The organism is Acinetobacter sp. EKM10A, from assembly GCF_011075215.1.
Taxonomy (GTDB): domain Bacteria; phylum Pseudomonadota; class Gammaproteobacteria; order Pseudomonadales; family Moraxellaceae; genus Acinetobacter; species Acinetobacter baumannii.
In genome coordinates this window covers 18145-33872 of sequence record NZ_JAALLK010000024.1, presented here as the reverse complement: position 1 = coordinate 33872, position 15728 = coordinate 18145, and the positions used below count along the sequence as shown (strand labels likewise).

Below are 15728 nucleotides of genomic sequence, written 5' to 3'. Positions count from 1 at the left end.
TTTTCTTGATCCCAGATACGTGAACCTTCACCACGTACCGGAATGAAATTTGCCGGTGCAAATACTGGAACCATCCACTCGTTAAAGTCACCACGAGAAACTGCAAAATTATTCATCTTATCTAGTCCATTAAATTGAATTATTCGGATTAACTGATGACCTTATTATTCAAAATCAAATTGATTCACAAAATTTGTAATTCAGTAAAAAATGAATTATTTTTTACCAATCTGATAATTGACAATTACATTATGGACAATATTGATCAAATTATTTTAGGTTTACTTAAAGATAACGCACGGATGTCTGTAACCGAGTTAGCCGAAAAAGTTCACGTCTCAAGAGCAACGATTAAAAAGAGAATGGAGTATCTTGAATCTTCGGGCATTATTACCGGATATACGGTTCGTTTTAAACCAAATGCGGAACGGAATGTTATCCGTGCATGGATGAGCATTATGGTCGAAGGCACCAAAGCGCAGTCTGTGATTAAAGAACTACGCCTAGAAAGTGCGGTTGAATGTCTGCATAAAACTAACGGTAAATGGGATATTTTGGTTGAGCTACGTTCCGACACTTTAGAAAACTTCGATAAAGTATTAGAAAGAATTAGAAATATTTCAGGTATTTATAACAGTGAGACCAGTATTTTACTTGCTAGCCATAAGACCTAATTACTGCGTTCAAACTTAAATTAAACATGGGGTGAGCCAACTATACGGCTGAGCTCATCCATTCCCTTTCATTCAAAAATTTCTCTATCGCCGCTCGTTAAATCTAAAAGCGCCATCCTCATGATGAACCTATTCTAACAATCCTCAATAAATTTTTAATTTTTTTAAATAATCAAAATCAAAAACTTAAAATCTAATTTGATTTAAATTCCCACTTTTTCACTCACTCCCCTCATCAAAGCATTTGACAGAAAATTTAAAACATAATACATATAGTATTATATGTTATATGTTAAAACCTAAGGACAAGGTATAAAAATGGCTAAAACTCAACTACAACACTTCATTAACGGCGAATATGTTGCTAGCAAAGGAAATGATTTCTTCGATTTGGTAAGCCCAGTCACTGGTGAAGTCTATGCACAATCGCCGAATGCGACCGAGGCAGAAGTTGATGCAGCTTATGCTGCTGCAAAAGAAGCATTTAAAATTTGGGGACGTAGTACACCTTCGACTCGTCAAAAAGCATTACTTAACTTGGCAGATGCCATTGAAGCAAATGCTGACCGTTTAATTGAAGCGCAAAGCCGCAATACAGGTCAGTTAAAACATTTAATTGCATCTGAAGAAGTAGGTGCATCGGCAGATCAAGTTCGTTTCTTTGCAGGCGCTGCCCGCTTACTCGATGGCACAGCAACTGGAGAATATTTAGAAGGTTTAACTTCTTCTATTCGCCGCGAACCAGTCGGCGTGGTCGGCCAAGTTACACCTTGGAACTATCCACTTATGATGGCGGTTTGGAAAATTGCGCCTGCTTTGGCAGCGGGTAATACTGTCGTATTAAAACCAAGTGACACAACTCCTGAAAGTACCCTTTTACTTGCAGAAATTGCTGCACCATTTTTTCCGAAAGGTGCATTTAACGTGGTGTTAGGCCAAGCGCAAGTCGGTTCAAAAGTTGTATCACACAAAACCCCTGCTCTTGTTTCAATTACCGGTTCAGTTCGTGCCGGATTACAAGTTGCTGCTTCTGCTGCGGCAAATTTAGCAAAAGCCCATCTTGAACTTGGCGGTAAAGCACCTGTACTGGTTTTTGAAGATGCCGATCTTGATAAAGCCGTTGAAATGATTGCTTTAACAGGCTATTTCAACGCAGGGCAAGACTGTACTGCGGCAACGCGTGTGATTGTGGCTGAATCTGTTCATGACGAGTTTTTAGCTAAACTCGTTGAAGCTGCAAAAAATACCCGTTTTGGCGATCCAGATGATCAAGACGCGCTTTATGGTCCACTTAACAATGCCAATCAATTAAAGAATGTTAAAGCTTTTATCGACAACTTACCTGCTCACGCCAAAGTTGAAACAGGTGGCAAACAAGCAGACCGCCCAGGTTTCTATTTTGAACCGACTGTTATTAGTGGCCTAAAACAACATGATGAAGCTATTCAAAATGAAATTTTTGGACCAGTGATTACCGTTCAGAAATTTACCGATGAAAATGATGCCATTGAAAAAGCCAACGATGTTGAATATGGCCTAGCTTCAAGTGTTTGGACCAAAGACCATGCTCGTGCAACACGCCTGTCACGTGAACTTGATTTCGGTACAGTTTGGATTAATACCCATATTCCTTTAACCGCGGAAATGCCACACGGCGGCTTCAAAAAGTCAGGATATGGTAAAGATTTATCTGGTTACGGTTTTGAAGAATATACCCGTGTTAAACATGTGATGAGTTCAAACGAATAATAACAATGCGTTTTGAAAGGAGATCAAAATGAATAAGCAAGAAATGAAAGACTTGGTGACTAAAGCCCATCATGAGCTCTTTAATTTGCATGACACCACTGCTCTAGACCGTTATTTTTCTGAAGACTTTATAGAGCACTCACCACTCGTTGCAAATGGTATTTCAGGTCTTCGTCAATTGGTAGAAGATTGTCCCGATATGCAACATGAGGCTGTACGTGTACTAGCAGATGGTGATTTGGTTGCAATTCATGGCCGCTTTCAAGGCTTAGATGAAAACCCATTGGTTGGGTTTGATATTTACCGAGTAAAAGACGGCAAAATTGTCGAGCATTGGGATGGTCTTGTGGCAGAAGCTGCACCGAATGTAAGCGGTAGAACTCAACTAGATGGTCCGACTGAAATCGTAACTCACCATGACCCAGAGAAAAACCGCGAGATTGTGACGTCTTTCTTCAAGAAGTCATTAATTGATGGAAATTATGAAGCCTTTAAAGAATATACCGACGGCGATCAGTTCATTCAACATAGTCCAGATATTGGTGATGGCGTTAAAGCCGTGATTGATTTTTTGAACAATATCCGTAATGAAGGACAAGGTTTGGTATACTCAAAAACGCATCGCTCCATTGCTGATGGTCAATTTGTATTGACACATTCCGAAGGCAGTATTGCCGGAAATCGACATGCCTATTTTGAACTATGGCGTGTAGATAATGGCAAAATTGTTGAACTTTGGGATGCAATACCTGCTGTGCCTGAAGATGAACAGGCTGTCCATGGTTATGGCGTGTTTTAATAACTATTTATCCGCTTCATTAAGCTAAGTCTTTTGACTTAGCTTTTAGAGAATTCGCCATGTCAGCATATACGATAATTTTTGCACCTATTGCTCAAGCAACTCGTTCGGAACAAGTTGTAGAACGCTTGGAAAATGCAATTATCTCTGGTTTGCTCAAGAGCAATGAACAACTTCCTAATGAAGCAGACTTAGCACGCTTAATGGGAGTTTCGCCAATTACCGTTCGCGAAGCACTAAATACTTTACGCGTAAAGGGTTTAATTGATACACGTCGCGGAAGAAATGGTGGGAGTTTTGTTTGTGAGCTACCTTCGGATTTACTTTTAAATCAACATCCTTTGCGCCAAGCTTCAAATGAGTATCTTGCCGATTTAGGCGAGTTTCATAGTGCAATTTTAAGTCATAGTGCCTATCTGGCCGCTCAAAGAACAACTGAATACGAACTTAACAAAATCAAAGAGCTGATTGATCAATTTGAACAAGCCGTTGAAGCAGATACACGTGCACAGCTTGATTTACGTTGTTTACTCACACTGACCTCATTTGCCCAATCTTCAAGACTGGCAAATCAGGAACTCACGATTCAGGCTGAATGGGCTCCACTCATTGCCGTGCTTTATCAAGATGATGATTTTCACCGTGAAGTTGTAAAGCAATATCACCATCTTTTGTCGTCTTTTATTGACAACAATGAAAATGAAGCTGTTATTCAAGCCAGAAAAATAGTTTCAATGCTCACTGACCAAATGCTTCGATATAAGTTATCGAGTGAATAAAAATAAGAAATGAGATGGCTTATTAATACACAAGTTAGGAATATGGAATTTTAGGAGTTATAGGAATGACCCAACATTTAGATGTAGAAGAGCTTCAAAATTTGTTAAAGACGGTAGTTGACGAAACAACCTCTATTACGGAAACACTCGCAAATAAAGCAAGTAAGATTCTGTCAAAACACGCTTCTGAAAAAAATGCAGATATTAAGCTTTCAACTTCAGAACGCGCTGCTTTGCAGAAAGAAATTAAAAAAGCACTCTCTCAGAGCCATTATAGTCAAGGTACGGGTTTTGCAAGCTATAGTCCGGCAACTCAAGATGAGCAAGACTATTGGACACTAGAATGGTGGTATAAAAAAGAAGATCAATTACAACAAGCGAAACTTGAAAACTACCAAAATGCGCAGCGCTTTTTAGATTTCCGCTCATTTGAGTGGTTCCATAAACCTGCACAAAATAAAAGTCCATGCATACATGGTCCTTATGTGGATTATATTTGCAATGGTGCCTATACCATTACCATTGCTCACCCTGTCATGATTCATGACCATTTTATCGGTGTCATTGCGACCGATATTTTAGTTTCGGCCCTTGAAAAACTACTTATGCCAAAACTCAAAAACATTAAGCAAAAGGCGGTCATTATGAATGATTCATCTCGAGTCATTACTTCAAATGACATTAGCATCAGAACCGGGACATTATTTAAAGATAAAACTGATCAACAGTTTTTCTCGCAACCCTGTCAGTCTTTCCAGTTGGTTGTCATCTAAAAAGCAAAGAATATTGGCCTTTTATTCCCGCTTTAGTGTACCACCAAGGTGATATAGCACTTTAAGTCCCTAGCTATTGTTCAAACTTTCTTCAAACAGACTTGTTTATTCAGGTCTAGGAGAAGTTTTGGCCTAAAAATAGCATCGCCTTTCTGGATGAAAAGCAAAAACAACGAAATTTGAGGTTGAAAAGACATGGAAAATAAAGCGTCTTCCTTAAAAAAATTATCGCTATGGCAAGTGACAATTATTGGTATTGCCTATATGACCCCCATGACGGTTTTTGATACTTTCGGTATTGTTTCCGGAATTACCAATGGTCATGTCCCTCTCGCATATTTGCTTGCTTTAGGTGCTATGTTGCTTACTGCTTGGAGCTACGCAAGGTTTAGCCAAAATTCGGAAAAATCAGGCTCAGCCTACAGTTATACTGCCGAAAGCTTAGGACCCAAAAGTGGTTTTTTTGTCGGTTGGTGCTCTCTACTCGACTATCTGTTATTACCGCTCATCAATGTATTACTGGCAGCAATTTATCTCACCGCACTGATTCCAAGTTTGCCTTATTGGTTTTGGGTGCTGGTATCGGCGGGCCTTGTGACTTTAGTCAACTGTTTCCGTATTCGATTACTTGCTAACTTAAGCCTCGTGTTTGTGTTCGCACCGATTATCCTCATGGTTATTTTTGTATATTTAGTGGTCCGGGGTATTGGCTCTACTCAAGGTTACGAACATGTACTTACCTTGGCTCCGCTATGGCATGGTCAACAATCACTGTTACCACTTGTTGCTGGGGCCTCAGTTCTATGCTTTTCATTCTTAGGTTTTGATGCGGTCACCACCCTTTCAAATGAAACCAAACAACCCACCAAAAATATTCCCCGTGCAGTCATGTTAACCACACTTGCTGGCGGAGCTATTTTCTTCACAGCCGCTTGGTTTATTCAGCTTTATTTTCCAAACAATGTCCGTTTTCACCATCCTTCAGAAGCGTTACCAGAAATTGTGCTTTATGTCGGTGGTGCTTTGTTTCAATCCATCTTCTTATGCGGACAAATTATGAACACTGTCGCCTCTGGCCTTGCCTCACATGCCAGTGCTTCGCGTTTACTGTATATAATGGGTACCGACAATATTTTCCCTAAAAAGTATTTTGGAACCATCCATAGCTCTTTAGGGACACCATTTTTCTCGGTTTTATTTGTCGGGCTTATTTCGATGTCGGCTATTTTCTTAGATTTAGCTCAAGTTGTCAGTCTGATCAGCTTTGGTGCGCTCGTTGCGTTTACAGCCGTAAACTTCTCAGTTTTTATGAAATTTTATATTAAAGATAAGCAACGCTCAGGTTTTAAAAATAAATTTCTAAACCTATTTTTACCGCTGTTATCGGTCGTCAGCATTATTTGTTTATGGCTCAATCTCGACTCGTCTTCACTGACTTTTGGATGTTTCTGGTTGGCTTTAGGCATTCTTCTATTCATTTATAAAACGATTAAAAAACAAAGTATTGCAATTAGTAATGCTTATTAATTTTTTAAGGAACTTCGTCATGAAAATTATTTCTAAACCTCAACTTTTAAAAGATGTGGAATACAAACCAAGTCAGTCTTTACAAGTGGGTAAAGAATGGAGCTGGTTAAATCCAAAACACGCGAAATTTGACTCAACCACGGTTAATGACACTTCGGTAGATAACCCAGCAAACTACTATGAAAGTTCCCTCTCGAATTGGCATACATTTGACAGTTTAAATGCTGACATCGAGTGTGATGTGGTGGTTATTGGTGGTGGCTTATTAGGTTCATCAACTGCCTTACATTTAGCTGAACAAGGTGTAGATACGGTTTTATTAGAAAGAAATCGTATTGGTAGTGCAGCTTCAGGTCGAAATGGTGGACAACTCACCCCAGGTTTAGCACGTTGGGAAGCTCAAGAAATGGCCGATCGACTCAGCTACGAAGATGCCAAAAAGCTATGGCATTTTACCTCTACTGAAGCGATGCAACTGATTGATGACATCTCGGAAAAATACCAACTCAACTTTGACCGTAAATACGGCCATATTACTGCCGCCGTTCATGAGGGACATTTGGTTGGCTTAACACAAGGTGCCGATGCCCGAAAATACTTAGGTGAAGACCATACCCGTATTGTGGGTAAACACGAACTCATGGACTATATTAAGTCTGACTACTATACAGGTGGTTTAATTGATGAGTTAGGTGGACAAATCCATCCGTTGGCTCTAAACCGTGGCTTAATTTATGGCTTTTGCCAAAACGGCGGCTCTGTGTATGAGCAAACAGAAGTTATTTCAATAGAAGAAAAAGCAGATGGTATTTATGTTCACACGGCAAATGCAGTCGTAAAAGCTAAAAAGTCCGTGGTTTTAGCAGTACACCATGCTTCATTTAAACTTCTATCTGAACAGAACAATACCACTATTCCGTTTTACACTTATGTCGCGACCACCGCTCCTTTAGAGCTTGATACCAAAGAGCTTCTGCCATTTGGACATCCGGTTTATGACACTCAGTTCCAGATTGATTACTACCGCCCTGTCTTTAATAACCGTTTACTGTTTGGTGGACAAGGTACTGGAACATGTTGGGGACCAGAGAAAACTCTAAATTATCTAGAGCATCGAATTCATACCGTATTCCCGCAAATTAAAAATCTAGAGATGGATTTCGTCTGGAGTGGAACCACTGATTTAACGGTAAATGGTGCAGTCGATAGTCGTAAATTTGGCAACACGTTCCCGATTTATGCTGTTCACGGCTGGAGCGGTCATGGCGTAGCGCAGACAGTACGTATTGGTAAAGCCATCGCAAATGATTTTGTTGGCCAATCGAATGACTTTGAAATGTTATCTAAAATTGACCATCAAAATATTATTTTTGGCCGTACCCTTGCCCCAGTTGTTATTCCACTCGCTAAAAGCATGTATGGCCTCGGTGCAATGATTAATCCGGGCAAAATGGTTTCTTTCTAATTTATAAAAACGTCATTTTCTAAAAAAGGATTCGTACAGGTTTGTGCGAATCTTTTTATATAAGCGCAATATTACTTTTCAAACTAGGTTATCCCTATCCAATCCATTACAATAGCGTCGGCTTTTTCAGACAGCGCATAGTATTTTGAGTAACTCATCTTCCCAATTAAAACGTGGACTTAAAAATCGTCACATCCAGTTAATCGCTATGGGTGGTGCTGTGGGCACAGGACTATTTTTAGGCTCGGCACAAGTCATTCAGTCTGCTGGTCCTTCAATCATTTTGGGTTATGCCATTGTCGGTTTGGTTGCATTTTTAATCATGCGCCAAATGGGTGAAATGATTGTCGAAGAACCTGTAGTCGGTTCTTTTAGCTATTTTGCACAAAAATACTGGGGGAGATTTCCCGGTTTTTTATCGGGCTGGAATTATTGGGTAGTGTACATTTTGGTTGCCATGACCGAGCTTACCGCCGTGGCTAAATATGTACATTATTGGTGGCCTCATATACCTGCTTGGGTTTCAGTTTTATTTTTCTTTGTACTGGTCACTTGCTTGAACTTAGGCAATGTTAAATTTTATGGCGAATCTGAATTTTGGTTAGCTATTATTAAGGTTGCTGCGGTCATTTCAATGATTGTATTTGGCTTATATTTACTGCTTACCGCGGGTAGTGACTCTATCGCTAGCTTTTCAAACCTATGGCAGCATGGCGGATTTTTCCCTCATGGATTCTCGGGCCTGTTTTATATGCTCGCTTTTTTAATGTTTGCCTTTGGTGGTATTGAACTCATTGGAATGACGGCAGCTGAAGCTGAAAATCCTGAAAAAAGTATTCCACAAGCCATTAACCAAGTCATTTTTCGAATTTTGGTATTTTATGTGGCTTCGCTGGCAATTATTATGTCGCTTATTCCATGGAATCAACTGGACCTCGGCGGTTTAGATAAGAGTCCATTTGTCATGATTTTTAGCCAACTGGGCATTGGTTGGGCGGCACATTTACTGAACTTTATTATTTTAACTGCTGCCCTTTCTGTTTATAACAGTGGGATGTATGCCAACAGCCGTATGTTGTACGGGCTAGCAGTCCAAGGCAACGCACCTAAAGTTTTTGCAAAAGTAAGCAAACAAGGTGTACCTACATCCGCGGTTATCTTTTCTTCTATTCTAATTTTTGGGTGTGTATTACTTAACTATTTCATACCAGAAGAAGCTTTAAGCTATCTTATGTACATGGCTGTAGCAGCTTTGGTTTTAAACTGGGCAATTATTAGTTTTACCCATTTAAAATTTAAACGTTCGATGAAGCTTGAAAATAAAGTTGCCAAATTTCCTGCCCTATTTTCACCTTTGAGTAACTATATCGTTTTGACTTTTATTGGCATGATTTTATATATCATGTGGACTCAAGGCTTTGAAAAGTCGGTGATTATTATTCCAATCTGGATTGCTTTTATGTTTGGGTTATATACAATTTTGAGTTGGAAAAAATCACTCTAATCTTCAAATAAGGCTTATTCAAACAGGATAAGCCTTTATTATTTTGGGGTTTACAAACAATTTGCCTTCAGAACAAACCAATCATGCCATATGCCTATTTCTAATTTAATTCACAATAATTAATTCTGAGATATTTTATGTAGTCTTTATTCATTCTAAAACAAGCAATTAAGTCATACTCAACAGATCATGATTAAAATACAAGTGTTTACATGAACTATAATTATTTGTGCTTATGTTCAGCTAAAATCGAGGCTGACAAAGTATATTGTTGCGATGCCCTTCTAGGAAAAAGGCACTTCATCTAACCCAGTGCTTTACCCACTTATAGATTTCGCGCTATTTACTGCGTCGCTCAATGATGAAAGACAGGAAAATTTTATGGAAAAAACACTGCAATGTCCGAAATGTGGTTCTACAGAAATTGAAACACGTGATCATGACAAATTACTAAAAACCACTGGTGGTGTTTTATTAACAGCTGCAGGTACTACGGCAGGTACTGTAGGCGGCGCCGCAACTGGTGCTACTGTAGGGGCAGCGATTGGTACTGTTGCCGGACCATTAGGTGTAATTGTTGGTGGAACTGTAGGAACATTTGTCGGTGCAATCAGTGCAGGCATTACTGGTGGTGTGGTAGGTAATATTTTTGGTAAAAAAGCAGGCGTAATGATTGATAAAAATATATTTCAGGACTATCGCTGCTTGAAATGTAAATACCGTTTTAAACAGAAGAAATAACCCTATTTCATTAAGCTTATTTTTAAAGCACGTTCATGACTTTAAAAGATAGGAAAGCCACTATTTAGGTTGCTTTCCTCTTAGATAAACTTAAGACAATTTATAATTTAAAAAATCTTAAGTATAAGTGTTAGATATATTTACCGTTTTCACTGGAAGTATATTAACGAGCGTTGAAAAATAGTCCATTTTAGACCAAGTATCCACATTACCGATCACATACAAACGACTCTTGGCTCGTGTCACAGCAACATTTAATAAATTTGGACTTGAGGAAGCCCAAGCTCTAGCTCCTTCCCCGGTACGATCCTTCGCTGTACCTAATACTAAAAATACGATATCCGCCTCTTTACCCTGAAAAGTATGTACAGTGCCACATTCAATGCCTTCTATTCCTGCCTCTTCAATACTGCTTTTACACGCTTGAATAACTTTTCTAAAAGGTGAAATGACATATATTTTAATTTTTGAACTATTAATTGTAGTTTTTCGCTTTTCTTCAAGCTTTCTTAAAGAATCAATCAATACATCAAGTTCTTCAGAATTAATAGGATGAGCAAAATCTATTGAATCTACATGCATCCATGTACTCACACCAATATCATAAGCTATATTTGCTGGTGTAGGCTTTCCTTCGCGATCAACACGCCCCTGAACCATTTGACCCGCATAAGCAATACTGTTTGCAATAGAAAACATAGGGTCATCACAACGACGATGTGTTCTTAAGGGCATACCAGTCCAGATTCTTGATTGATTATCTCCACTACCATCATCAATCCATGAACCAAATGGCGTTATTCTGTCAGCAATTGTTTGTACAGATTCGAAGACAGGAGACCAAGATAAATCCACATCATTTTGTTTGCGTAGAATCTCAACTACACTATCTGGTAGTGTAAATACCGGTTCAACCTGCAAAGGGTCACCAATTAAAATAGCCCTTTTACTTCGCCAGATTGCACCTGCTGCAGATTGAGGTGTAGCCTGGCCTGCCTCATCAATTAATAACCACCCTAAACTATCTTGTCCCATGCCTGCAAAAAGCCGACTAAATGAAGCTAAAGTTGTGGAAACCACAGGAACCACAAAAAACAGGCTGTCCCAAATTACAGGACGATCATGAAGGGAAAGACCTTTGGTATTTCCTGAAAGCATTTGCCCGACCATTCTCAAATTACTTAAAAATCTTTTGGCATTAGATAAAATCGTTAGTCTGTGTAGCTGTATCGATTTAATAAAAATACGGGCACGAATATCATCGATAATTTCTGAAGTATTTACTGAAGTCCTATGCAATTCTTCAAACGATAATTTCCAAAAATCAGGCCCAATGACATGTCTTACCCCTAAAGCGTGTACCGCCTGTAAATCGGAAATCAACTTGTCGCATTTTTGCCTTATTACAAGAAGCTCATCATTTAATTTCAATAACTCCTGCTCGCAAATTTTTATAATTTTATGGCTTGATGTCTTATCATTGATGAGCTTTTCATAGCGAGCGGTAGTTTCTTGTAATGATAAAGTTGCTTCACTAATTCGCTTATCATAGACTTCTGTACGGTGAGTCCGGTAACCAAATAATGCACATAGACGATCCCATAACCGAGGTCCATGTGATATCTGAATTTGCCCTAATATTTGCTGTTTAGATTGTATTAAAATAGCCTGGTCTTGTAACTCTCCCTGTATTTGACGATATAAATCTTGATGCTTATTTAATTCTTCATTTTTGAGCGTAATCGTTTCCGATAATTCTTCCTTCTTCTCCATACATTCTGAAATAACAAGTGAAGCCTGCTCTGCTTTTATTAAAACTGAACGCTTTTTCTCTAATTCTTCAATTAATTCAATTAATTCACTTTTGACTGTGTGCCATTTCCGACAATAAGCACTAATATGAGGAATTGCATCCTCAAGTATTTGTTTCATCGATATAAATGAATTTTTGCTCTCCTCCTCATCATTCTCAGCAATATGATCCTCTTTAAAAAAAGCACGAGCAAAAGATCTCCGATTCGTACTGTTACCTAAAGCCGCAGCAATTAAACCCCATGCAGGAATTGTTTTTTGATTTTCATCCTGAACTCGTTGACTATCAAAAACTCCACTTATGACTTCAGAGAAATATAAAGAATCTGTTTCATACCGCTTGTCTAATTTACTAGTAGCAGGCAACTCCTGTGAAATATTTTTTACAGCATTGTTATTGTTGCTACTGACAACTATTGAGCTATCTCGCACCAACTCCTCAACAATGGGTGAAAATCTTCGTCCCATAAGCCGAATAGGCTGTTTAAATATAGCTTCAGGTGTAGAAAGTGCAGAAATTCGCTTAGCCCTATCAGTAATAACCGTCGCAATAACATCGCACAGTAAAGTTGTCTTCCCAGTACCTGGCGGTCCATTTACGCCGAGAATACCATCTTGATTTTTCAATGAGTTTTCTATATGAGCAACTACCGCCTGCTGTGCCAACACTAAAGGTCTATCTGGTGCGTTAGGCCAACGCGCAATAGGTAAATTGGCTGCACAGACAAGTTTTCCCATAATTTCATGATTTTTTAAAATATCTATTCGCTTATCATGAATAATTGAAGCCCCGAGATATGTAGATAACGCTTGGCCAAATGGTTGACTTAATGAACTTTGTTTCAGCATTTTATCTAGATCATCTAAATAAAATGAGTTCAGATAATTAACCTCTTGTTCAATATCCTCTAACGCTTTTTTTCTAGGTAATCGCTTTATAGCAACTACGACTCGCCAATCTAATCCAATCTGCTCATCATGAGCAAAAATAGATCTAATTAAATCCGTTTCACTTTGCAAATCCTTCCATGAACATCGATAATCCTCTTTCAATTGAACTAAGCGATGACAACGCTGAGCAAACTCCTCCTTAGCTCTAGTAAGTCTTGCATTTAAGTCAATAAGGGGCTCTCCTTGACTTAAAGCCTGGGTACCATATACATAACTGGCTGGTGCATAGCTATCTGCACTTAAACATCCATTTTCGTTTACAGTAAAAGACGCTAACCACCCAGTACCCGAAATACGTTCACGTTCTTTATCACTCAACTCTTTGCTTACAATCTTACGCAAAACAAGTCTAGTCAATTCTTCTTGATCTGCTACACCAATATAAACTGTATGGATATACATATCCTTTAATGTTGGCTGATATTCCACCATTTCCCAAGGTAGTTTCTCACCAAATCTTAAAGTTATTATTTTTGTGAATTTATTATTATCTTTTGAAGTTGGAGCAGAAGGTATAGTAAATATTTCTAAATCACGCCAAAATGCAAGAATACGACTATCCTCAATAAAGTTACTTTTCTTATTATCCATAAAGACTCTCGAAGCTATATAGTGTTAAAATCCTGTTTAAAATAAATATATCATGCCTAGAATATTAATCCATTAGCACCATCATTCCAATATCATCAAGAATCTTCCTATACCATTTATAAATAGATATTTATCTTAAATTTAAACTCCCCAAACCGAATTAAATAAATAAGACTATAAATTTCAAAAATTTACTCCTCAGATTGCTCACACATATCATCTCCCCATTTGTTATAGCTATAAGATATAGCGTCAGAATTATAATCTGTTATATTGAGTTTCCCACCTTGGTAATCAAAAACACCTATCATAGTAGGGCTCACAACATTAATTCTATTATTTCTCCCTAAACAATAAGTATCAACTCCTTGTCCTTTGCCTTTTAACACCCACCCATCTTCTTCTAATTGGTTGATTACTTTTTTCAATTTATTAGGATCTTTTTCAAATCTAAAAGAAGAAATTTGAACTTCTGCTTTACGTATTGAGTTCACAATTTTAAGGTTATCCCCTAATAAAGCTTTCATTTTCACTTCAAATGGATATTTATCAGAAGGTTGAGAATAAATTTCACCACACCCAGTAAATATAAAAAGTATAAAAACAACCAAACTCAACTTATTTAACTTCATACTTATTTTCCCCTCACTAATCTCTTAACTTTATCTTTACACTTAAATATTTTTCTACTAAATATTTATTATCGGTAATTCATTTCCACAGTACAATGTCCCTTGTTCTTGATAATACATACCAATATTCCTTTCTTTTTCAATTGAAGTAAAAGTTAACCTATTTTCTTCATTAATAGTTTCTTTAGAGTAATCTTTAGGCCGAATAACCTCTAACTGATATTTCTTACCATTACAAAAAACATCTGAATTTTTTATACGCTTCTCAAGAATCCAACCATTCTCTCTAATTCTAGGAACAATATTTCTTTGATAGATTTCCTCATTTAATCTATCTACAAGAATTTGAACAACAAGAAAGCTTTGAGTAGGAGCAAAAGCAATACCCTCATCCCTCAAAATAAATTTTTGATCAATAAAGATTTTATCCAATTGTTCTTTAAAAAATTTAATTCCCCTTTAAATTGTTCCGCAAGAACACTGCTATAATCATGTGGAGTAGCTTCATTCGAACTTTCGAAATTTTAAATTGAGGTTTTATTTCAACATCTTTGTTGCATCCTGATAATAAAAGACTAAGACCTGTAATCAATATTAAACAATTAATTTTAATCATAACTCTTTCTTATATTTTGCGTACCAACTATTAAATTTAGATTCAACAATAATTTCAACAAATCTAATTAAAACTTAAAACCAGATTATCAAATTAAAATAAATACTACAAATTCAAGAAATCTTATTTAAATAATCAAATTTACTTACCATAATATTCCATACAATTATTAACTCCTAATTTATTAAAGTATAATGCAAAATACCAATAATCTTTGCTTTTAAAATTAACTTTATCACCATCTCTTGTATAATGTCTATCATGAATAGGATTTAATATATCTATAGAATAATTATTAGTTTTACAAAAATTATAATAATTATCGTATGAATCAACAAAATCCCATTTTCTACTTAATAGTTTGTTTTTAACATCATTATAATCATTAATCGAAAAATTTTCTTTATTTATTTTTATCACAATTAATTGAGTAGAGCTTTTATTTCTATCAGTATCAACTTCGTATTTATATGTACTAAATAATTCATTAGAAAGCTCTTGTAAGCTAGTTGCTTTAGTACTACATGCTATTAGGGAGCAATAGAGACTAAAAATGAATAAAGAAAATATGAATTTTCTCACAATCATAATAATTTATCCCAATCAACTATTCATATTACATACATAACGTTTATGTCTAGAATGGATAAAACCTATATTCCAATAATCTACTAACTGATTCAATGACTGTCCTTCTCCTGATTGCATAACTGTACCTATCTTTATAGGAGGAACTAACTCAAGTTGATTCATATCTCTATCACAATAAATGTAAGCTTCTTTGTATTTTTCTTTATAGTTCCAACCCCTCTTATTCAACCTACCATCTATTTTATCTATAAAATTATCACTATTTTGCTCTAGATCTTTCACTTGAAATATTAATCGTTCTGCATTATAGGAAGAAAATATTTTTTTACCTAAAATTTGATTACCAAAAATATATTCAGCATCACTTTCAAATTTTTTAATTATTATATTCTTATTTTCAATAACTGTTACTTCATTTTTTTTTCTAAGATCGCATGCAATACAGCAAGTACCCATTAAAATAATAGTCATAAATTTAAAAAAGGCTTTATTCCATGTTTGCATTACTTAATCTCTCTAATCTA

The 15728-nt window shown here is 36.8% G+C and carries 14 protein-coding genes and 1 pseudogene; 9 read left to right on the top strand and 6 right to left on the bottom strand.

The features are described from left to right. Positions 1 to 116, bottom strand: a pseudogene (locus G9371_RS19305) (hypothetical protein); the annotation flags it as partial. A 135-nt stretch (positions 117 to 251) separates the two neighbouring features. On the opposite strand from G9371_RS19305, the gene G9371_RS18145 reads away from it, so the two are divergent. The 9 genes from G9371_RS18145 to G9371_RS18105 all read left to right on the top strand — a co-directional run bounded on the left by G9371_RS18145 (position 252) and on the right by G9371_RS18105 (position 10011). Further along, the gene (locus tag G9371_RS18145) at positions 252 to 674 is read left to right on the top strand and encodes an Lrp/AsnC family transcriptional regulator (RefSeq protein ID WP_002001056.1); all 423 of its coding nucleotides are present in this window, start codon (positions 252 to 254) and stop codon (positions 672 to 674) included. Positions 675 to 992: 318 nt separating this feature from the next. Next, positions 993 to 2423: a gamma-aminobutyraldehyde dehydrogenase gene (locus tag G9371_RS18140; protein ID WP_001140774.1), complete on the top strand. Its 1431-nt coding sequence runs from the start codon at positions 993 to 995 to the stop codon at positions 2421 to 2423. Positions 2424 to 2451: 28 nt separating this feature from the next. Continuing rightward, on the top strand, positions 2452 to 3222 hold the full coding sequence (locus tag G9371_RS18135) for a nuclear transport factor 2 family protein (protein ID WP_001041177.1): 771 nt from the start codon (positions 2452 to 2454) through the stop codon (positions 3220 to 3222). Between the two features lie 59 nt (positions 3223 to 3281). Beyond that, positions 3282 to 4001 carry a FadR/GntR family transcriptional regulator gene (locus G9371_RS18130; protein ID WP_001277431.1) on the top strand — a complete coding sequence of 240 codons (720 nt, stop codon included), beginning with the start codon at positions 3282 to 3284 and terminating at the stop codon, positions 3999 to 4001. A gap of 65 nt (positions 4002 to 4066) precedes the next feature. Further along, positions 4067 to 4774, top strand: a complete 708-nt coding sequence (locus G9371_RS18125) for a cache domain-containing protein (protein WP_000191917.1) — start codon at positions 4067 to 4069, stop codon at positions 4772 to 4774. A 195-nt stretch (positions 4775 to 4969) separates the two neighbouring features. Continuing rightward, positions 4970 to 6301 (top strand): APC family permease, encoded by a 1332-nt coding sequence (locus tag G9371_RS18120; RefSeq protein ID WP_000428074.1) that lies wholly within the window; start codon positions 4970 to 4972, stop codon positions 6299 to 6301. Between the two features lie 19 nt (positions 6302 to 6320). Beyond that, complete coding sequence (locus G9371_RS18115; RefSeq protein ID WP_029424305.1) at positions 6321 to 7766, top strand: NAD(P)/FAD-dependent oxidoreductase; 1446 nt, start codon at positions 6321 to 6323, stop codon at positions 7764 to 7766. Positions 7767 to 7911: 145 nt separating this feature from the next. Then, positions 7912 to 9270: an amino acid permease gene (locus G9371_RS18110; protein ID WP_071543229.1), complete on the top strand. Its 1359-nt coding sequence runs from the start codon at positions 7912 to 7914 to the stop codon at positions 9268 to 9270. 381 nt (positions 9271 to 9651) lie between these two features. Next, positions 9652 to 10011 carry a hypothetical protein gene (locus G9371_RS18105; protein ID WP_000416092.1) on the top strand — a complete coding sequence of 120 codons (360 nt, stop codon included), beginning with the start codon at positions 9652 to 9654 and terminating at the stop codon, positions 10009 to 10011. 117 nt (positions 10012 to 10128) lie between these two features. On the opposite strand, the gene G9371_RS18100 is transcribed toward G9371_RS18105, so the two are convergent. The 5 genes from G9371_RS18100 to G9371_RS18080 form a co-directional block, all read right to left on the bottom strand. Then, positions 10129 to 13365: a DEAD/DEAH box helicase gene (locus G9371_RS18100; RefSeq protein ID WP_032049952.1), complete on the bottom strand. Its 3237-nt coding sequence runs from the start codon at positions 13363 to 13365 to the stop codon at positions 10129 to 10131. A 191-nt stretch (positions 13366 to 13556) separates the two neighbouring features. Beyond that, entirely contained in the window at positions 13557 to 13997 is a 441-nt protein-coding gene (locus G9371_RS18095; protein ID WP_000773510.1) for a hypothetical protein, read from the bottom strand. Positions 13998 to 14054: 57 nt separating this feature from the next. Beyond that, positions 14055 to 14429: a hypothetical protein gene (locus G9371_RS19120; RefSeq protein WP_000357775.1), complete on the bottom strand. Its 375-nt coding sequence runs from the start codon at positions 14427 to 14429 to the stop codon at positions 14055 to 14057. Positions 14430 to 14754: 325 nt separating this feature from the next. After that, positions 14755 to 15201 (bottom strand): hypothetical protein, encoded by a 447-nt coding sequence (locus G9371_RS18085; RefSeq protein ID WP_029424307.1) that lies wholly within the window; start codon positions 15199 to 15201, stop codon positions 14755 to 14757. Positions 15202 to 15216: 15 nt separating this feature from the next. Then, a complete protein-coding gene (locus G9371_RS18080) occupies positions 15217 to 15708 on the bottom strand; it encodes a hypothetical protein (protein ID WP_029424308.1) in 492 nt (163 codons plus the stop codon). Positions 15709 to 15728: the final 20 nt, after the last annotated feature.

What these genes read in the sequence shown, in the direction of transcription:
- G9371_RS18125 (WP_000191917.1), top strand. Translation starts at nt 4,067, where the DNA reads ATGACCCAACATTTAGATGTAGAAGAGCTTCAAAATTTGTTAAAGACG.
- G9371_RS18100 (WP_032049952.1), bottom strand. Translation starts at nt 13,365, where the DNA reads ATGGATAATAAGAAAAGTAACTTTATTGAGGATAGTCGTATTCTTGCA.
- G9371_RS18085 (WP_029424307.1), bottom strand. Translation starts at nt 15,201, where the DNA reads ATGATTGTGAGAAAATTCATATTTTCTTTATTCATTTTTAGTCTCTAT.
- G9371_RS18095 (WP_000773510.1), bottom strand. Translation starts at nt 13,997, where the DNA reads ATGAAGTTAAATAAGTTGAGTTTGGTTGTTTTTATACTTTTTATATTT.
- G9371_RS18115 (WP_029424305.1), top strand. Translation starts at nt 6,321, where the DNA reads ATGAAAATTATTTCTAAACCTCAACTTTTAAAAGATGTGGAATACAAA.
- G9371_RS18130 (WP_001277431.1), top strand. Translation starts at nt 3,282, where the DNA reads ATGTCAGCATATACGATAATTTTTGCACCTATTGCTCAAGCAACTCGT.
- G9371_RS18135 (WP_001041177.1), top strand. Translation starts at nt 2,452, where the DNA reads ATGAATAAGCAAGAAATGAAAGACTTGGTGACTAAAGCCCATCATGAG.
- G9371_RS18105 (WP_000416092.1), top strand. Translation starts at nt 9,652, where the DNA reads ATGGAAAAAACACTGCAATGTCCGAAATGTGGTTCTACAGAAATTGAA.
- G9371_RS18080 (WP_029424308.1), bottom strand. Translation starts at nt 15,708, where the DNA reads ATGCAAACATGGAATAAAGCCTTTTTTAAATTTATGACTATTATTTTA.
- G9371_RS18140 (WP_001140774.1), top strand. Translation starts at nt 993, where the DNA reads ATGGCTAAAACTCAACTACAACACTTCATTAACGGCGAATATGTTGCT.
- G9371_RS18145 (WP_002001056.1), top strand. Translation starts at nt 252, where the DNA reads ATGGACAATATTGATCAAATTATTTTAGGTTTACTTAAAGATAACGCA.
- G9371_RS18120 (WP_000428074.1), top strand. Translation starts at nt 4,970, where the DNA reads ATGGAAAATAAAGCGTCTTCCTTAAAAAAATTATCGCTATGGCAAGTG.